The sequence below is a fragment of the Pseudoalteromonas sp. Angola-4 genome (assembly GCF_028599265.1).
Taxonomy (GTDB): Bacteria; Pseudomonadota; Gammaproteobacteria; order Enterobacterales; family Alteromonadaceae; genus Pseudoalteromonas; species Pseudoalteromonas atlantica.
In genome coordinates this window covers 1-15,785 of the sequence record NZ_JAQREK010000026.1, presented here as the reverse complement: position 1 = coordinate 15,785, position 15,785 = coordinate 1, and the positions used below count along the sequence as shown (strand labels likewise).

General features: G+C 41.2%; 13 protein-coding genes. 1 reads left to right on the top strand and 12 read right to left on the bottom strand.

Annotation, left to right across the window (positions count from 1 at the left end):
• Positions 1-100: 100 nt before the first annotated feature.
• From PSH48_RS19285 to PSH48_RS19255, 7 genes are all read right to left on the bottom strand, one after another.
• Positions 101-658: a DUF1439 domain-containing protein gene (locus PSH48_RS19285; RefSeq protein ID WP_029773554.1), complete on the bottom strand. Its 558-nt coding sequence runs from the start codon at positions 656-658 to the stop codon at positions 101-103.
• A gap of 93 nt (positions 659-751) precedes the next feature.
• Positions 752-3,433: a DUF349 domain-containing protein gene (locus PSH48_RS19280; protein ID WP_273612153.1), complete on the bottom strand. Its 2,682-nt coding sequence runs from the start codon at positions 3,431-3,433 to the stop codon at positions 752-754.
• Positions 3,423-3,704, bottom strand: coding sequence for a YeaC family protein (locus PSH48_RS19275; protein ID WP_004587239.1), 282 nt, complete (start codon positions 3,702-3,704; stop codon positions 3,423-3,425). The genes PSH48_RS19280 and PSH48_RS19275 overlap by 11 nt, the downstream gene beginning before the upstream one ends.
• A gap of 1 nt (position 3,705) precedes the next feature.
• The gene (locus PSH48_RS19270; protein WP_004587238.1) at positions 3,706-4,032 is read right to left on the bottom strand and encodes a hypothetical protein; all 327 of its coding nucleotides are present in this window, start codon (positions 4,030-4,032) and stop codon (positions 3,706-3,708) included.
• A 59-nt stretch (positions 4,033-4,091) separates the two neighbouring features.
• Positions 4,092-5,759, bottom strand: coding sequence for an alanine/glycine:cation symporter family protein (locus tag PSH48_RS19265; RefSeq protein ID WP_004587237.1), 1,668 nt, complete (start codon positions 5,757-5,759; stop codon positions 4,092-4,094).
• A 158-nt stretch (positions 5,760-5,917) separates the two neighbouring features.
• Complete coding sequence (locus PSH48_RS19260; protein WP_004587236.1) at positions 5,918-7,045, bottom strand: M14 family metallopeptidase; 1,128 nt, start codon at positions 7,043-7,045, stop codon at positions 5,918-5,920.
• 315 nt (positions 7,046-7,360) lie between these two features.
• Positions 7,361-8,803, bottom strand: a complete 1,443-nt coding sequence (locus tag PSH48_RS19255; RefSeq protein ID WP_273612152.1) for a glyceraldehyde-3-phosphate dehydrogenase — start codon at positions 8,801-8,803, stop codon at positions 7,361-7,363.
• Between the two features lie 174 nt (positions 8,804-8,977).
• On the opposite strand from PSH48_RS19255, the gene PSH48_RS19250 reads away from it, so the two are divergent.
• Positions 8,978-9,778 carry a DUF2989 domain-containing protein gene (locus PSH48_RS19250; RefSeq protein ID WP_004587234.1) on the top strand — a complete coding sequence of 267 codons (801 nt, stop codon included), beginning with the start codon at positions 8,978-8,980 and terminating at the stop codon, positions 9,776-9,778.
• Positions 9,779-9,867: 89 nt separating this feature from the next.
• Here PSH48_RS19250 and ihfA read toward each other — a convergent pair whose 3' ends face one another.
• The 5 genes from ihfA to PSH48_RS19225 form a co-directional block, all read right to left on the bottom strand.
• A complete protein-coding gene (ihfA, locus tag PSH48_RS19245; protein ID WP_002960690.1) occupies positions 9,868-10,167 on the bottom strand; it encodes an integration host factor subunit alpha in 300 nt (99 codons plus the stop codon).
• A 2-nt stretch (positions 10,168-10,169) separates the two neighbouring features.
• Positions 10,170-12,557, bottom strand: a complete 2,388-nt coding sequence (pheT, locus tag PSH48_RS19240; RefSeq protein ID WP_273612151.1) for a phenylalanine--tRNA ligase subunit beta — start codon at positions 12,555-12,557, stop codon at positions 10,170-10,172.
• 15 nt (positions 12,558-12,572) lie between these two features.
• Positions 12,573-13,553, bottom strand: coding sequence for a phenylalanine--tRNA ligase subunit alpha (gene pheS / locus PSH48_RS19235; protein WP_004587232.1), 981 nt, complete (start codon positions 13,551-13,553; stop codon positions 12,573-12,575).
• 82 nt (positions 13,554-13,635) lie between these two features.
• Positions 13,636-14,346: a DnaA regulatory inactivator Hda gene (gene hda / locus PSH48_RS19230; protein WP_004587231.1), complete on the bottom strand. Its 711-nt coding sequence runs from the start codon at positions 14,344-14,346 to the stop codon at positions 13,636-13,638.
• Positions 14,346-15,401, bottom strand: coding sequence for a DUF2066 domain-containing protein (locus PSH48_RS19225; RefSeq protein ID WP_024032198.1), 1,056 nt, complete (start codon positions 15,399-15,401; stop codon positions 14,346-14,348). The genes hda and PSH48_RS19225 overlap by 1 nt, the downstream gene beginning before the upstream one ends.
• Between the last annotated feature and the right edge of the window lie 384 nt (positions 15,402-15,785).

Here is a 15,785-nt window from a genome sequence, read left to right as displayed (position 1 = left end):
AGCCTGAGAAACAGGCTAATTAATACGTATATTTTACTGGGCTCGATCTAATTAACCAAACGTTTTGGTAATAAAACTAGCGTAAGCAGTGTGCTGTACATTAAAGGCGCGGTACTAATTTAATTGCCCCTTCAACCACTTTCATATCAAGGGGTAATTTGCTTAGCAGCATCATTTTAGGGTCGTCCATATTTAACGTATAAACAGGGTTGAGGGCTAAAAAAGCATTAATTACTTCCATCGCTTCATTATCAAGCGCCGCTAAATTACCTTTAAAGCCACCAGCATCCACACTCGAATCTAGTAGTTTAACATTGCGTAAAAACACGGCTTTTTTTTCACTGTCGTAAAACGGGCTGCCTTCAATTTGCAGCTTTAAGCGTACTGGGTATTTCAGTGCAAATGCATTTATTTCTGCACTTGAGTCTGCACCAAGTACTACTACATCACGGTTATCTGGACCAATATTTACACTTAAATCGTTTACATCAAACTGCACTGGCAGCCCCATTAAGCTCACCTTTTCGCTTAACTTAGGCAACTGTTTACCTAGCACACTTTCTACTTCTGAGCTGGTAAATGAGTAAACAGACACGCCTTGTGTAGAATTACATGCGCTTAAAAGTAGTGTGGTTAAAAACAGTAATAAAATTCTCATGCTAACCTTTATCCTCGTTGTAATTATAAAAAAGCCGCTTAAACAGCGGCTTTTATCGTGTAATACCTGTATTTAATACAAGTTAATTACATATTATGCTGTAAAAATAGTTTTAATTTTAGCTAGTGTGTCAGGCTCGACTGAACCCTTACTGAGCGCTAATAGCTGCTTTAAATAATAGTTTAAATCAGCATGCTCACCACGGTGTTTATCATCAAGCATGGCTACTTGCTCTGCCATTCTAAGCGCTGCATTTTGCGAGCTTACATTAGCAAGAATTTCCATTCTTGTAATAAGTTGTTCACTACTAAGCGACGTCGCTAACGGAGCTTGAAATTGGCTTGGCACTACATCGTTGTTTTCAAGTGCAGTGATCAGCGCTTCAAATTGCGCATGCTGCGCTTGGCTTGTTAGTAAAGCTAGCTTTTCGTCAATAGCACTTAATAATGCTGCCACTTTTGACGCAAGCGATTTATATTGTGCGTAGCCTTTTACTTTGGTTTCTAGGTCATGCAATTGGGCTTTTTGATTTACTTGCTCAAGGGCACTTTCTAGCTCAGCCAGTTCTATTGCAGCTTGTTTATCTGTTTCGTTTTGAGCCTGCTTTTGCTGCTCAAACTCACTGCTACGTTTGCTAAAGGTTTCATCGTTATACTGGCGAAACTTTTGCCACAGCGCATTTTCGGCTTTTAAACCTGCAAAACCTATACTTTGCCATTGCTGTTGTAATTGCTTTAACTCTTGGCATGCTGCAGCTAAATCTTCACTTTGCGAAAGCGCTGAGGCGCGCTCTACTAAGGCATTTTTTTGTGCTGCATTGCCTTTATGGTACGCATTTAATATAGCAAGTACGCTCTGCTGCTGTGTTTTAAAGCTTTCGTTTAATACGCGGTATGTTTTAGGGTCAACTTTACCCACGCTACGCCACGCCTTATTTAAACGGTTGTATTGGCTCTCAAACTGCTTCCAATCAAAGCTTTCAATAGCGGTGTCTTGCTCGCTTAGTGCTTGCATATCGTTTATCAGTACTTCACGCTGGGCTTTTGCCGCTTCGCGCGCCACTTCTTGCTCGGCAAAGTAACTACGACACGGTGCAAACAACAGCTCTATGTTGCTATCAAACTGCTCACCTTGTTGCTTTTCTTGCTCTGTATCTAAACGGCCAAGCTCGTTCCAACGCTTACGAAACGCTTTAACTTGCTCAGCACGCTGTTGTGGGTCGTCACACGGTTGGTCGACTAACCCTGCCACTTCTTCAAGTAAGGCTTCGCGTTTTGGCGCGGCTGCGTATTTTTGCCAATCTTTTGCTTCTGCAAGTTGTGCTTCTAAATCGGCTTTTAAGTTTACTAGTGGCTGCTGAAATTGCGGTGTTAACTTATCAAACAACTCTTCAAAGCCTTTAAATACACCAAAAGCAACATTAAAGCGGCCTTGCTCAATAAGGCGTTTCACATCGCGTGCTTTACGTTTGGCTGTGCTTTGGTTTTTTTCAAGCGGTTTTGTCAGCTCACTCATTTGCGCTAAAAACTGCTTTTTATGCGCATTTAATTGCGATTTAAAGTTTTGCTGCAATGCCCCATCAACCACATTTAAATGGCTACGAGTTTGTTTAAATGCGTTATTAAAACGAGTTAAAACATCATCGTAATCAGCTAGCTGCTGCGCAGGTTCAATTGCTTTAAGCTGTTCAAAAGCAATTTTATACTGTGCAATTGCGCTACTAAGCTCTGGTAGTTTAGCCACCTGATTGAATAGTTTTTCAAGCTTTGTAATAACTTGCTTAGTTTGTGCGTTATCGCCGTGTTGGGCATCGGTTAACGTTTGCTTAGCTTGCGCTACTTTAGCCTCTAACCAATCTTGCTGAATTTGCTCTGGGGTTTCTAAGCCTAATTGCAACGCGTTTTCTATTTCTTCGCTCAATGCCTCAAGTGTTGCCAGGGCTAATAATTGGCGTTGTTGCTCGGCTAAACGCTGCTGTTGTTGCTCGTGCTGAGCTTTTAACGTAGCAATATGCGCATCGAGTTTATCGGTAATGCTGATGTATTTTTTATCTAGCTCTTTAACGTGCTCTTCGCTTAACCATTTAAGTTCAAGTGCTTGCCACTGCGCCATTAATTCGCCGGCTTGTGGGTTTACTATGGCGTAATCGTTTTTATCTCGCAGGGCATTTAGCTTTGCTAAAATAACGCGTGTTGCGCTCTCTACCTGAGCGGGCATTTCAATCGCTAAGCGTTCGTTTTCAATGTGTTGCTCAAGCTGCTGCTTAGCATCGCCTTTAGCGTGCTTTACTAATGGCTTAATAAGTTGATGCGTTATAACGAGCTCTACAAGTTGGCTTTGAAGCTCTTCGCTGCCCTCTTTAAACGCTTTTTCAATTAATTTAGGATTAGCTAAGCGCTTTAAAAGTTTAACGCGTACTTGCAGTTCTTTCTCTGCAAAGGCGAGTTTTTCTAGTGTTTTAACCGGTGCAAAACGGTCTATATACTCACTTTTAATTTGCGTGCTCAGTGCGCTTTCGTTGTTTAACACTGCGTTTGAAATTTGTATTTCGGCTACATCTTTTAGCGCGTGATCTTGTTTATAGGCTTTCCACCACAGTGGTAAGTTATTTACTTTTTGTAATGCTTTGCGGCGTATTTCGGCTGAGTTATCTTCCAGCGCTAATGTGCTTAAAATTGATGCGTCGCGCTCTACATCAAGTTTTTCAATTGCGTCTAGACGAACTTGCTGCTTTGGGTGTTTCCACTTAGGTGTAAAAAGGTGTTTAAAGATCATGTTCACTAAACCTAGCTATTTCGTTTTCTGATTTAAATTCTTTTTGTAGTTGTGCTTTTGTCTTTTGGATCATTTCGCCATTAGCGCCAATGGTAAATTGCTCGTTTGATTGCGCTATTTTAGCTTGGTAAAGCATAACAAGTTGCACCGTTTGTTGCTTTTGCTCATCAGAGAGCGGCGTGCCATCGGGCCATTTACCGGTTGAAGCACCGTACTGTAAACGCTCAAATAATTCTGGGGTTATATTTTGTACAAGGTTGTCAATATTCATGTCATCTTTTCTTTTTTAGAGTCACTAAAATAACGCGGTTTACTAAGTACCAAATACAGCCGACACCAATCGCTACTGTATACGCGTACCATTGCAGGGTTTCTTTTGCGGGTTGTAAAAAGTATAAGCAAAAAAAGCCACCTAAAAATAGTATGAGCGCCAAGAAAGAATGGTTCATAAACATTTGCTGTTTTTTAATTCGCTGTTCGCGCTGAAGCTGTTGTACCTGCTCAGAGTTAAGCGCGCCAATGTTACTATTGCAATGCGGACACTGCTGATGTTTATCTGAAATTGATTTTGCACATTTGGGGCAATGAATAATCGCCATACTACTCTCCATACTACGCATAAAAAAAGCGCCTTGCGGCGCCTTTTATTGTACTTGTTTTATTGCTCGTTGTCTTTTTTGAATTTAACCCAGTAGTCATCTACGGATTGTTTCATTTCTTTGCGCAATAACATAATGCCAAATAAGTTAGGCAAGGTCATAACGACAATTGCAACGGCTGCTAATTTCCATACTAAAGTGGTATCGGCAAACGAAGCCCAAAAGAACGCAGCAACATAAAATACGCGATACGGCATAACTGAGCGATTACCAAGTAAGTAAATCATGGCACGGTCACCATAGTACGACCAAGCTATGGCAGTAGAAAATGCGAATAACAATAAGCCTATCGATACTATGTATTGACCGCTATCGCCAAAAAAGCCTCGGGTAAACGCTTTGGTTGTCAGCTCTGCTGAGTGCACTAACGATTTACCAATTAAACTAATGCTGTCGTCGGTTGGCATGCCGTTTTTAACTTCAACAATACCTGTGTACTTATGTTTGTCGGTAATACCAAAACGTATGTCTTCACCAATTGAGCGTGAATGTAATACGGTAAAGCCATTACTTGTTGGCTCGCCATTAACTACATCAATGTTGCCGTTGAATAGCTCTACCTTGCTATCGTTACCGTTTAGGTAATTGTATAGCTCTTGGCGCTGCGCTTCGTTGGTTTCAGAGTAGTCACCTTTAATAATGCTCATTGACGATCGTTCAAAATGTGTTTCGAATTTTTCATTCCACACACCCGACGATAAAATAACTAAGCCTGTTAATGTACAAATAATAATGGTATCGATAAACGGCTCTAAAATTGAAACCATGCCTTCAGACACAGGTTCATCAGCTTTTGCCGATGCGTGGGCAATGGGTGCAGAACCTTGACCGGCCTCATTTGAGAACAAGCCACGGTTTACACCTCTGTTAAATGCATACGCAAAAGAGGCACCTAAAAAGCCACCGGCTGCAGCAGAGCCTGTAAATGCATCAACAAATATTGACGCAAACGAAGGGCCGATGTTTTCAATGTTATAAAAAATAACACCTAACGCACCTATGATATAAATCACGGCCATAATGGGCACAACGCGTGATGTAATAGCAGCAATACGACGAATACCACCTAAAATAACCAACGCAAGTAAAATAGATAACACAGCGCCGGTTGCCATAGGTGCAAAACCAAATGTGGCTTCCATACCCTGCGCTATGTTATTAATTTGTGGCAAACTGCCCGTACCAAAAGAGCTAATTACAGTGGCAACGGCAAATAAAATAGCAAGCCACTTCATGTTTAGGCGTTTATCCATGTAATACATAGGGCCACCGGCCATGGTGCCATCTTGGGTTTTTTCGCGGTATTTATGTGAAAGCGTAACTTCTACAAATTTGGTGGTCATACCAAAAAATGCCGTCATCCACATCCAAAATAATGCCGCGGGGCCACCAATAGAAATAGCCAAGGCTACCCCACCAATGTTACCTGTACCTACCGTACCAGAGAGCGCAGTAGCCAGTGCTTGAAAATGGGTTGTGTCACCCTCGGTGCCTTTTTTATCAAATTTGCCTGTAACTACTTTACACGCATGTTTGAAATAACGAATTTGTGGGAACTTTAAATAAATAGTAAAAAATAGACCGACTCCTAGCAGCACATAGGGAAACCAAACTGCGCCCCCTAACATGCCATCTAGGCTATCTAAAAGTTGTCCGAATGCATCCACGCTAAATACCTCTTATTATTTTATTTGAGACTGTTGATTGTTTATTACTTACTCAGAGCTAGGTAATACGATAACTAAGCTATTGCGCACTTTTATTATTTGTTAATTTTGTAATAAAAAAGGGCAACATTTTAATGTTGCCCTTACCTTATACTAATTTATCTTAATTTATCAACGACATTTACGATTGCCGCTAAAGTATCTTGACCAAATTGATACGAGCGGCGGTCTGACCAGCCGTAATCTGGGTCTGGTAAGTCGTTATTGTCTTTAAAAGGCATCTCAATTGTGTAAGTAAGTGCTTTAAATTCTTCTGCCGTTGCAGATGAGCCAACTGTTAAATTAGCTTTGCCCGGCTCGTCTTTATCGTAACCGTGCTCATCTTGAAACTCTGGCGTTATAGTAAGTAGCGCTGCTTTAAAGCTATCTTCTAAGTCTTTTAAGCGGTCATCGTAGCTTGGAATACCTTCACTGCCTGCCACAAAGTTATAAGGAATAGCTTCATCACCGTGTATATCTAAATGCATATCGAGGCCAGTTTCGCGCATTTTATTCAGTACTAAATACACTTCTGGGCTATTTTCCATGCTAGGCGTTTGCCATTCACGGTTTAAGTTAACACCTTTTGCATTAGTACGAAGGTGACCACGTACGCTGCCATCTGGGTTCATGTTTGGTACTACATAAAATACAGCTTTTGATAAAAGAGCAGCGGCATGCGGGTCTTCATCATCTAGTAGTTTGTGTAATAGCCCTTCTACAAACCATTCTGCCATAGTTTCGCCTGGGTGTTGGCGCGCTGTGATCCAGATTGTTTTTTTATCTTCACTAGGCTGACCAATTTTAAGCACGCTCATATCACGGCCATCAAGCGTTTCACCTAATGTTTGTAATTGGCAAAGCTCTTCGCTTTGCGCCCAGGCTAATAAATCTAAATGGCGGTCGTAGCTATATGGCGCAAAGTAAGCAAAATATACACTGGGGCATTCAGGCTCTAGTTCAAAGGTAAGCGTGCCGTTTTCGTAATTTGAAGGCACACGGAACCATGTTTGACGGTCGTATGAGGCAACAGCTTGGTAGCCTTCCCATCCATCCGGGTAGGCAGAATTTTCTAAATTATTAATGTTTAACTTATGCAGTTGATAAGGCGTTGTTTCTAGACGAAAGTGAAACCACTGGTAAAATTCAGACTGGTGATCGTTGTTTATCTCTAATTGAATATTTAACGGATCGTTGGCTTCGATAACCTTTATGTTACCACTATCAAAATTGCTGCTGATTTTCATGAAAAAACCTTAAGGTAGAATAAGTTTATCTGCTTTGTTAGGCACGTTGATATTTTGGATTAAATTGACTCTATTTTGGTCACTAAATTACAAAAAAGAGCGGCCTAAAAGTGCAGAACTGACACTATTTAAAACCTGTACTGTGGATAATTAAGCTATCTCAAGCAGAATGCAGGTTAAATAGTAAAATGCATTATTGAATAAAATCAAATAAGCATTTCAATAATTAAAGCCTACCACACAGGGTACACTTTAAAAATATAACGCGACTAAAAAAGCCAGCAAAAAAGCTGGCTTAGTATAATTGCGTTTAAATTAGCGAGGCAAGCTTGGGAAAGCAACTTCAGCCATATCACGCATACAACGAACTACTTGGCAGCTGTAGCCAAATTCATTGTCGTACCATACGTATAAAACAACGCGGTTACCTTCAACAATTGTTGCTTGCGAGTCTACAACACCTGCGTAGCGGCTACCGACTAAATCGGTAGATACGATTTCGGTTGATGCGGTGTAATCAATTTGGTCACGCAGTTCTGAATGCAGTGCTGTTTCGCGTAAAAACGCATTTAGCTCTTCAACAGACGTGCTGCTATTAAGGTTTAAGTTTAATATAGCAAGCGACACATTAGGTGTAGGCACACGAATCGCATTACCTGTTAGCTTACCTTCAAGCTCAGGAAGCGCTTTAGATACCGCTTTAGCTGCGCCTGTCTCGGTAATTACCATATTAAGTGCAGCAGCACGTCCACGACGCTCTGCTTTGTGGTAGTTATCAATAAGGTTTTGATCGTTTGTGTAAGAGTGTACGGTTTCTACGTGGCCGTTATTAATACCAAACTTATCGTTTAATGCTTTAAGCGTTGGCGTAATCGCATTGGTGGTACAGCTTGCTGCACACACGATTTTATCTTCAGGCTTAATGTCTTGGTTATTTACACCGTAAACAATGTTTTTAATGTTGCCTTTAGCCGGTGCTGTTAATAGTACTTTTGCAGCCCCTTTAGACTCTAAGTGCAGGCCAAGGCCTGCTTCGTCTTTCCAAATACCAGTGTTATCAACTACGAGTGCATTTTCGATACCGTAAGCGGTGTAATCAACTTCACTTGGCGAGTTAGCATAAATCACTTGGATGTAGCTGCCATTCGCTTTAATTGCATTACGCTGCGTGTCAATTGTGATTGAGCCATTAAATGGGCCATGAATTGAATCGCGACGCAGTAAGCTTGCACGTTTCTCAAGGTCGCCTTCTTTACCGCCACGCACCACAATTGCGCGTAAACGTAAGTCGGCATAAGGGCCTGATTTTTCGATTAGTAAACGTGCTAACAAACGCCCTATACGTCCAAAGCCATACAATACAACATCACGCGGCTCTTTGGCTGGTGAGTCTGCAATTTCGGCTAATTCGTCTTTAACAAATTCATCAACTGTGCGGCCATTAGCAGCATCGCTGTACAAATAGCTATAAGCAAGTTTACCAATATCAATACGTGCTGAGTTTAGCTCCATTTTACTAATGGCTTCTAAAAACGGAAAGCTTTCGCGTAAACGTAATTTCGTGCCTTCAAATTGCGCTACAGTTTTGTGTGATTTGATAATATCGATAGTACTGGCATTAACGAGAGGACGGCCATATACAGCGATTTCTATACCACGGTTACGATAAAGCTTACCAATGATAGGTTGCATGCTTTCAGCGTAATCTTGGCGTTCTTGCCAACTATTTGTATATTCTAATTCGTGAGATGAGGTCATTTTATTTACCTAATTTAATCATTTTGAACGGATAGCCTTTAAAAATGCATTAGATTTTGAGAGTAATGCACTTCAGGCAGGGCTATTCTAAGTTAATCTAAAGTTATTCTCTACTGTTAGCGCACAAATGATTGCGCTAGAATAGTAATGTATATATTCATTTGAGGTTAAGGGATGGTTTTAAGAGCAAGCGCAATACTAACAATGCTAGCGTTAACAGGATGCGAAGAACCACTGACTCTCGCTCAGGTTTGTAAAGAAACACCTGGCTTTTGTAGTGATTTAAATAAAGATAGCCATTGTAAAAATGAGCGCTCTGAGGTTATTTTAAAACGCTATATAGAATATAAAAAACCCACAGATGAAAACAAATACCAATTGCTTAAGGGGTTTGAGTCGTATAATCAATGTATTACTTTAGCCGCAAAAATAGAACATATTAAACTAAAGTCTAAAACAACATCGCGTATTGAAGGTCAGCTTACTAGCATTAAAGAGATGACCCGACTTTATCAAGACACAAAAAACACTAACCACCCAGGTTTGCTTTACTATCATTGGTCACGTAACAATGAGCAAAGTGCGCTGACTCGTTTACTTGCAATGGAAAATGATGAAAGCGTAACCAACAGTGCAGAAATGCAGTTTTATCTAGCCTCTTATTACATTAAGTTTGACGATGAAAAAACAATTGATTTGCTATATAAAACCCTTGAGCTAAATAAACAAGGCCAACAACCAAATCCTGAAGTGTATACCTCGTTAATCAGCTTATTTTATAAACATGATAAATATAAGCACGCTTACATTTTTTCGAAAGTGGCGCAAAGCGCTGGCATTGAGAATATAGATTTACTACCCATTGAGCACCAACTGATGAGCGATGGTAAAAATTTAGATGCGCTCGATGCCCTTGCTCAACAAACGTATGAACAAATACAAAACGGTGAGTTTGTATCGCCGCGAGAATTTTAGGTAAGCAAAACCCCCTGGCAATAAATGTGTTTTAAAACATGATGCCAGATGGTTTTTTAAATAAAAAAGGCAGCTTACGCTGCCCTTTTTTATTTTGCTTTGCTTGTGCCCACTTCTACACGGGTTTTAAGCTTTTGACCTGGTCTAAAGGTCACCACGCGGCGCGCCGAAATAGGAATGTCTTCTCCTGTTTTCGGGTTACGGCCTGGTCTTTCTTTTTTATCACGAAGATCAAAGTTACCAAATCCAGAGAGCTTAACCTGCTCGCCTTTTTCAAGCGCTGAGCGGATTTCTTCAAAAAACGCTTCAACTAAATCTTTGGCATCTTTTTTATTGATCCCGAGCTTTTCAAATAGGTGTTCAGCTATGTCGGCTTTAGTAAGCGCCATATCTAGTCCCTCAACGATGCATTAAACTTTTCGGCCAATGTGGCCACCACGTTATCAACTACCAGATTGATATCTTTCTCTTCGAGTGTTCTATCAACCGCCTGCAGTGTTAGAGCAATCGCCAAACTCTTATAATTTGGCTCAATACCTTTGCCCTTATACACATCGAATAAGTTTAGGTCAACCAATTGATTTCCGCCAACTTTTTCTATTGTGCTTAAAATATCACCTGAATTAACGCTGTCAGCCACTAAAATCGCGATGTCGCGGCGATTTGAAGGGAATTTTGAAACCCCTACAGCTTGCGGTAAATTTCTTTTTTCTATTGCAGACATTTCTATTTCAAATACAAAAGTTGCGTTATTGATATCTAACGATTTTTGCACTTGAGGATGAAGAGCACCAAAAAATCCTACCTTTTTACCTTCAACATAAATAACTGCTGATTGGCCTGGGTGTAAACCGTCTGACTGCTCTGCTTTAATTTCAAAACGGCTTGTATCGTTGGTGATTGCTAATAAGGCTTCAACATCACCTTTTAGGTCGTAAAAATCAACGTTGCGTTTTTGCTCAACCCAATGCTCGCCGTGTGCAAGGCCAGTGATCACACCGCCAATGACAGGGACTTGCTGCAGGCCATTTTCTGCGCTGTCGTCGCTGATAAATTTAAGACCATGCTCAAATAAACGAATACGTGGTTGTTGACGGTTTTGATTATACGCAACCGATGCTAAAAGTCCTGGCATTAAGCTTACACGCATAGCCGACATTTCAATTGAAATTGGGTGCGGCAGTATAAGCGGAGTACTTTGTGGGTGTATAATAGCTTGTGCTTTAGGGTCTACAAAGCTGTATGTAATTGCTTCTTGGTAGCCACGTGTCACTAACGTATTGCGAAACTTACTTAACGCAATTGTTGACTCGTCATGTGTAGTCATTTTTAATTTTGCGGTTGGCGCAACATTTGGAATACTGTTGTAACCATAAACACGAGCAACTTCTTCAATTAAGTCTTCTTCAATACGAATATCGAAGCGGTAGCTTGGAATATCAGCGCTCCAGCTGTCGTTTTCAAACTTAACGTCTAACCCTAAACGAGTCAGAATATCAGTCACTTTCGCATCGTCAATATGATGACCAATTACACGGTCTAAACGCGCACGACGTAGGCGTACCTCTGTCACTTTTGGCAGTTTATCAGCAGCTACAGCTTCTACAACAGGGCCTGCTTCACCGCCAACAATATCAAGTAATAAAGCGGTTGCGCGCTCCATTGCATCGTGTTGCAGGGTAAAATCTACGCCACGCTCATAGCGGTGTGATGCATCGGTATGTAAGCCGTAACTACGGGCTTGACCTGCAATTGCGACTGGGTTAAAAAACGCGCTTTCTAATAAAATATCAGACGTTTTTTCTGTAACACCTGATTGCTCACCGCCAAAAATACCGGCAATTGCAAGTGCTTTATTATGATCGGCTATCACAAGTGTTGATTCGTTCAGTTCTGCAGTATTGCCATCAAGCAATACTAACTCTTCGCCTGCATTGGCACTGCGAACCTTAATGCCGCCTTCAATTGCATTTAAATCGAATGCATGCATTGGGTGGCCAAGTTCTAGTAATACATAGTTAGTAACATCAACAACAGGGTCAATTGAGCGAATACCACTACGGCGAAGCTTTTCAACCATCCAAAGCGGTGTTTCTGCATCAAGGCTAATGCCTTTGATTACACGCCCTAAGTAACGCGGACACGCGTAAGCATTAACAAGCTCGATAGATACTTCATCGTCAATAGTGCCGCTAACAGCTGGAATTTGTAGCTCGTTCACATCAACGCTGTTTAATACACCTACTTCGCGTGCAAGGCCTTTTATACCCAAGCAATCACCACGGTTTGGGGTTAAGTCAACATCAATTATGTTGTCATCAAGGCCTAAGTATTCGCGCAGGTCTGTACCAATTGGCGCATCGCTTGGCAATTCCATGATGCCGTCGCCTTCTTCGCTAATACCTAGCTCAACAAAGGCACACAGCATACCGTGTGATGGCTGACCGCGTAATTTGGCTTTTTTAATTTTAAAGTCGCCCGGTAAAACAGCGCCCACTGTTGCAACAGCTACTTTAATGCCTTGGCGACAGTTAGGCGCGCCACACACAATATCAAGTAGCTCATCGCCACCTACATTGATTTTAGTAACGCGAAGTTTATCTGCATCTGGGTGCTGTGCGCACTCAACAACTTCACCAACCACTACGCCGTTAAAATCCGCTGCCGCGCTCTCAACTGCGTCAACCTCAAGGCCAGCCATAGAAAGCTGTTCCGAAAGAGCTTGCGTATCAATAGCAGGATTTACCCACTCTCTTAACCACTTTTCACTAAATTTCATTTTATATTTTCACTCTTAACGGAACTGGTTTAGGAATTTTAAGTCATTTTCAAAAAATGCACGTAAGTCGTTTACGCCATAGCGCAGCATGGTTAAGCGCTCTACGCCCATACCAAAAGCAAAACCGGTGTATTTTTCTGGGTCAATACCTACTGACTTAAGTACGTTAGGGTGAACCATGCCACAACCTAATACTTCAAGCCATTTGCCGTCTTTACCCATAACATCTACTTCAGCTGAAGGCTCTGTAAATGGGAAGAATGAAGGACGGAAACGAATTTCCATGTCTTCTTCAAAAAAGTTACGTAAGAAGTCGTGTAAAATACCCTTAAGCTCTGTGAAGCTTACATCAGTATCAACCATTAAACCTTCTACCTGATGAAACATCGGAGTATGCGTTTGGTCGTAGTCGTTACGATATACTCGACCTGGCGAAATAATTCGCAGTGGCGGTTGCTCTGTTTCCATAGTACGAATTTGCACACCACTTGTTTGGGTACGCAGTACTAACTTAGGATTAAAATAAAAGGTATCGTGATCAGCACGCGCTGGGTGATGCTCAGGAATATTTAGCGCATCAAAGTTATGAAAATCATCTTCTACTTCTGGGCCTGATTTAACTTCAAAACCTAGCTCGCCAAAAAAGCTTTCTATACGCTCGATTGTGCGTGTTACCGGATGAAGGCCACCCGTAGGCATTACGCGCCCTGGTAAAGTTACATCAATTGTTTCAGCTGCTAGCTTTTCTTCAAGCGCTTTACTTGCTAAAAGCTCACGCTTTTCGTTAATTGCTGCTTGTACATCTTGCTTAGCTTGGTTAATTACTTGCCCTGCTTCTTTGCGTTCTTCAGGAGCAATTTTACCCAGTGTTTTAAGTAAGCTTGTGATTTCGCCTTTTTTACCAAGGTAATTAACCCTGATCTCTTCTAGTTGCGCGATTTCACTGGCACTGGCAACTGCCTCAAGTGCTTGCGCTAAAATATTTTCTAAGTTCATTCGATACCTGATCTTTCACAGAAGGTGATTACAATTTTGTTGACTAATGATAACTGAAAGCAGGGTCTAGATTCTAGACCTACTACAGCTTTAACGTTGATTTTATGAAGGGAATTGTTAATTTTCGTTGTGCGGCCATTGATGCGTGATCTAATTTGTCTAATACGTCTAATAAAGCACGCATATCACGACTCAAGCGAGTCAATAAAAAGCGCGCGCATTCATCGCTTAGTTCAAGCCCACGCATATGCGCTCGCTTAACCAGTGCTTGTGCTTTATCATCATCACTCATTGATCGAATTTGAAAGGTGGTTCCCCACTTTAGCCGAGACTCTAAGTCGGGTAAGGTGATATTAAGCATGTCAGGGAGCAAATCGGCCGTAACCACTAACATTTTTCCAGGCTCGTTAAAGCGATTAAAAAAGTTAAAAAGGGCTTTTTCCCATGCGTCATTACCAGCGACTAAGTGCACATCATCAATACATAATACATCAAGTGCTTCTAAACCATCTAACACCATAGGGCCAAAGTCGATAACTTCACGCATAGACAACAGCATGTTTGACAAGCCACGCTCTTGGGCTTGTATACAGGTTGCGTACAATAAGTGAGATTTACCAGAATCGCCTAAGCCGCACAAATAAGTGTACTGAAATTTGTTGGCAAGCTTTGAGAAGCTCGCTTTAAGGTGGTTTACCTCTAAAGAGTCTTCCCCACCAAAATAAGATGCAAATGTTTCATCGTCAGGTAAGGTGACTGGTAGTGCCATTTGCATTGGCTCAGCACTTAGCATTACTCACCGACCCACTGATACTCAAGACTGTTTTTGTCTACAACATGGTAAAATGCGCGAGGGTCAACATAATCTCTAAAGGCACTATCAAGACCAAGGCCTTTTTTAAGATCGCCTACACTGCCGGTGTGGTTAAGCTTAAACTCAACAAATTCTGGGGTTTTGCGCATTATTGTTGCTTGCGTCACTACACTCAAACTTTGTAGACGACGCTTTGCAAGTTCAATATCGACAAAGCTTTGAGTGCCTTTTAAGGTAAGCGTAGCCGCTGCCTGTTCATAATACGCGTTAGGGTCGATAGCGTATTCATTGGCTAATCCCAACGCTAAGCTGTCTATCATCTGGCCTACTATTTGTTGTTTATCACCTTCAAGACGGTTCGAATCAAATAAATCGTCATTAGTAAAACGCCAGTCTAAAATCCAGGTTTCACTGTCGGGTTCTTGATACATTCTTGCTGTAATGCTTCGCTCTGCACTATAACGGCGCGACGCCTCTTCAACAGGCTCTGAAAAATTACCCCATACTTCAGGAATGCCAACCAAACGTCTGTCTTGTAAATCTAATAGTGGCACTACAACGGGTAAACCACGTCGACCCGCTTTGTCATATATAAGCTGCTCTAACTGAGGATAGCTTTCTTGTGTAACAAGCTCTCTACGCCAGTTATCTTCAATACCTAACCAAATAGCAACTAATGGGCGCTGGACGCCCCAAAGAGGTAAATTTAATTCTTTAATTAATTCATTTATTTTACGCGCTTCAAATTTAACAACTAGATTAAGCTGTCCATTTGCTTTTTCGTCGTATTCAAACTTGAGCATGTAATCTGAAATGTTTTTGGTGCGTTGTTGAGCAAGCTTATTTTGATCAGCAGATTCATCCCCGCTTACCTTTACTAAAACATTGAGTAATGCTTTGCGGCTAGCGGCTAAACGCGTGTCTCGACTTTTATCATCGACTTTTAATATATCTTGATACAGATCAGTTACTTCAACTGCCGACACAGAGAAACAAAATATAAATGATATGGCACTAATTAATAATCTATACACTGGCTATTAGTTCTTGGTTTTAAACTATTTTGATCCTAAATCAAAGCCAGTAACAAAGCAAAATTATATTTGTAATCTAGCTATGTTGAATAAATATTGTTTATCTTAAAGCTTAAATACAGAAACAAACTGCTACTTAGCTATATGTAAAATGGGTTGTGATTGGTGGGGCGAGCCTTATCCGCGGGTTTCGTGATACTCAACCCACGCTACGGAAGTGGTGATATTACGTAAAGACATGTATTTCACTTTTCTGCAGACGTAAAAAAACCCGGCTCTTTCGAGTCGGGCTTTCTTGTATTTGGAGCCTGGCAATGTCCTACTTTCACATAGCAAATGCTACACTATCATCGGCGCTGTTTCGTTTCACTACTGAGTTCGGCA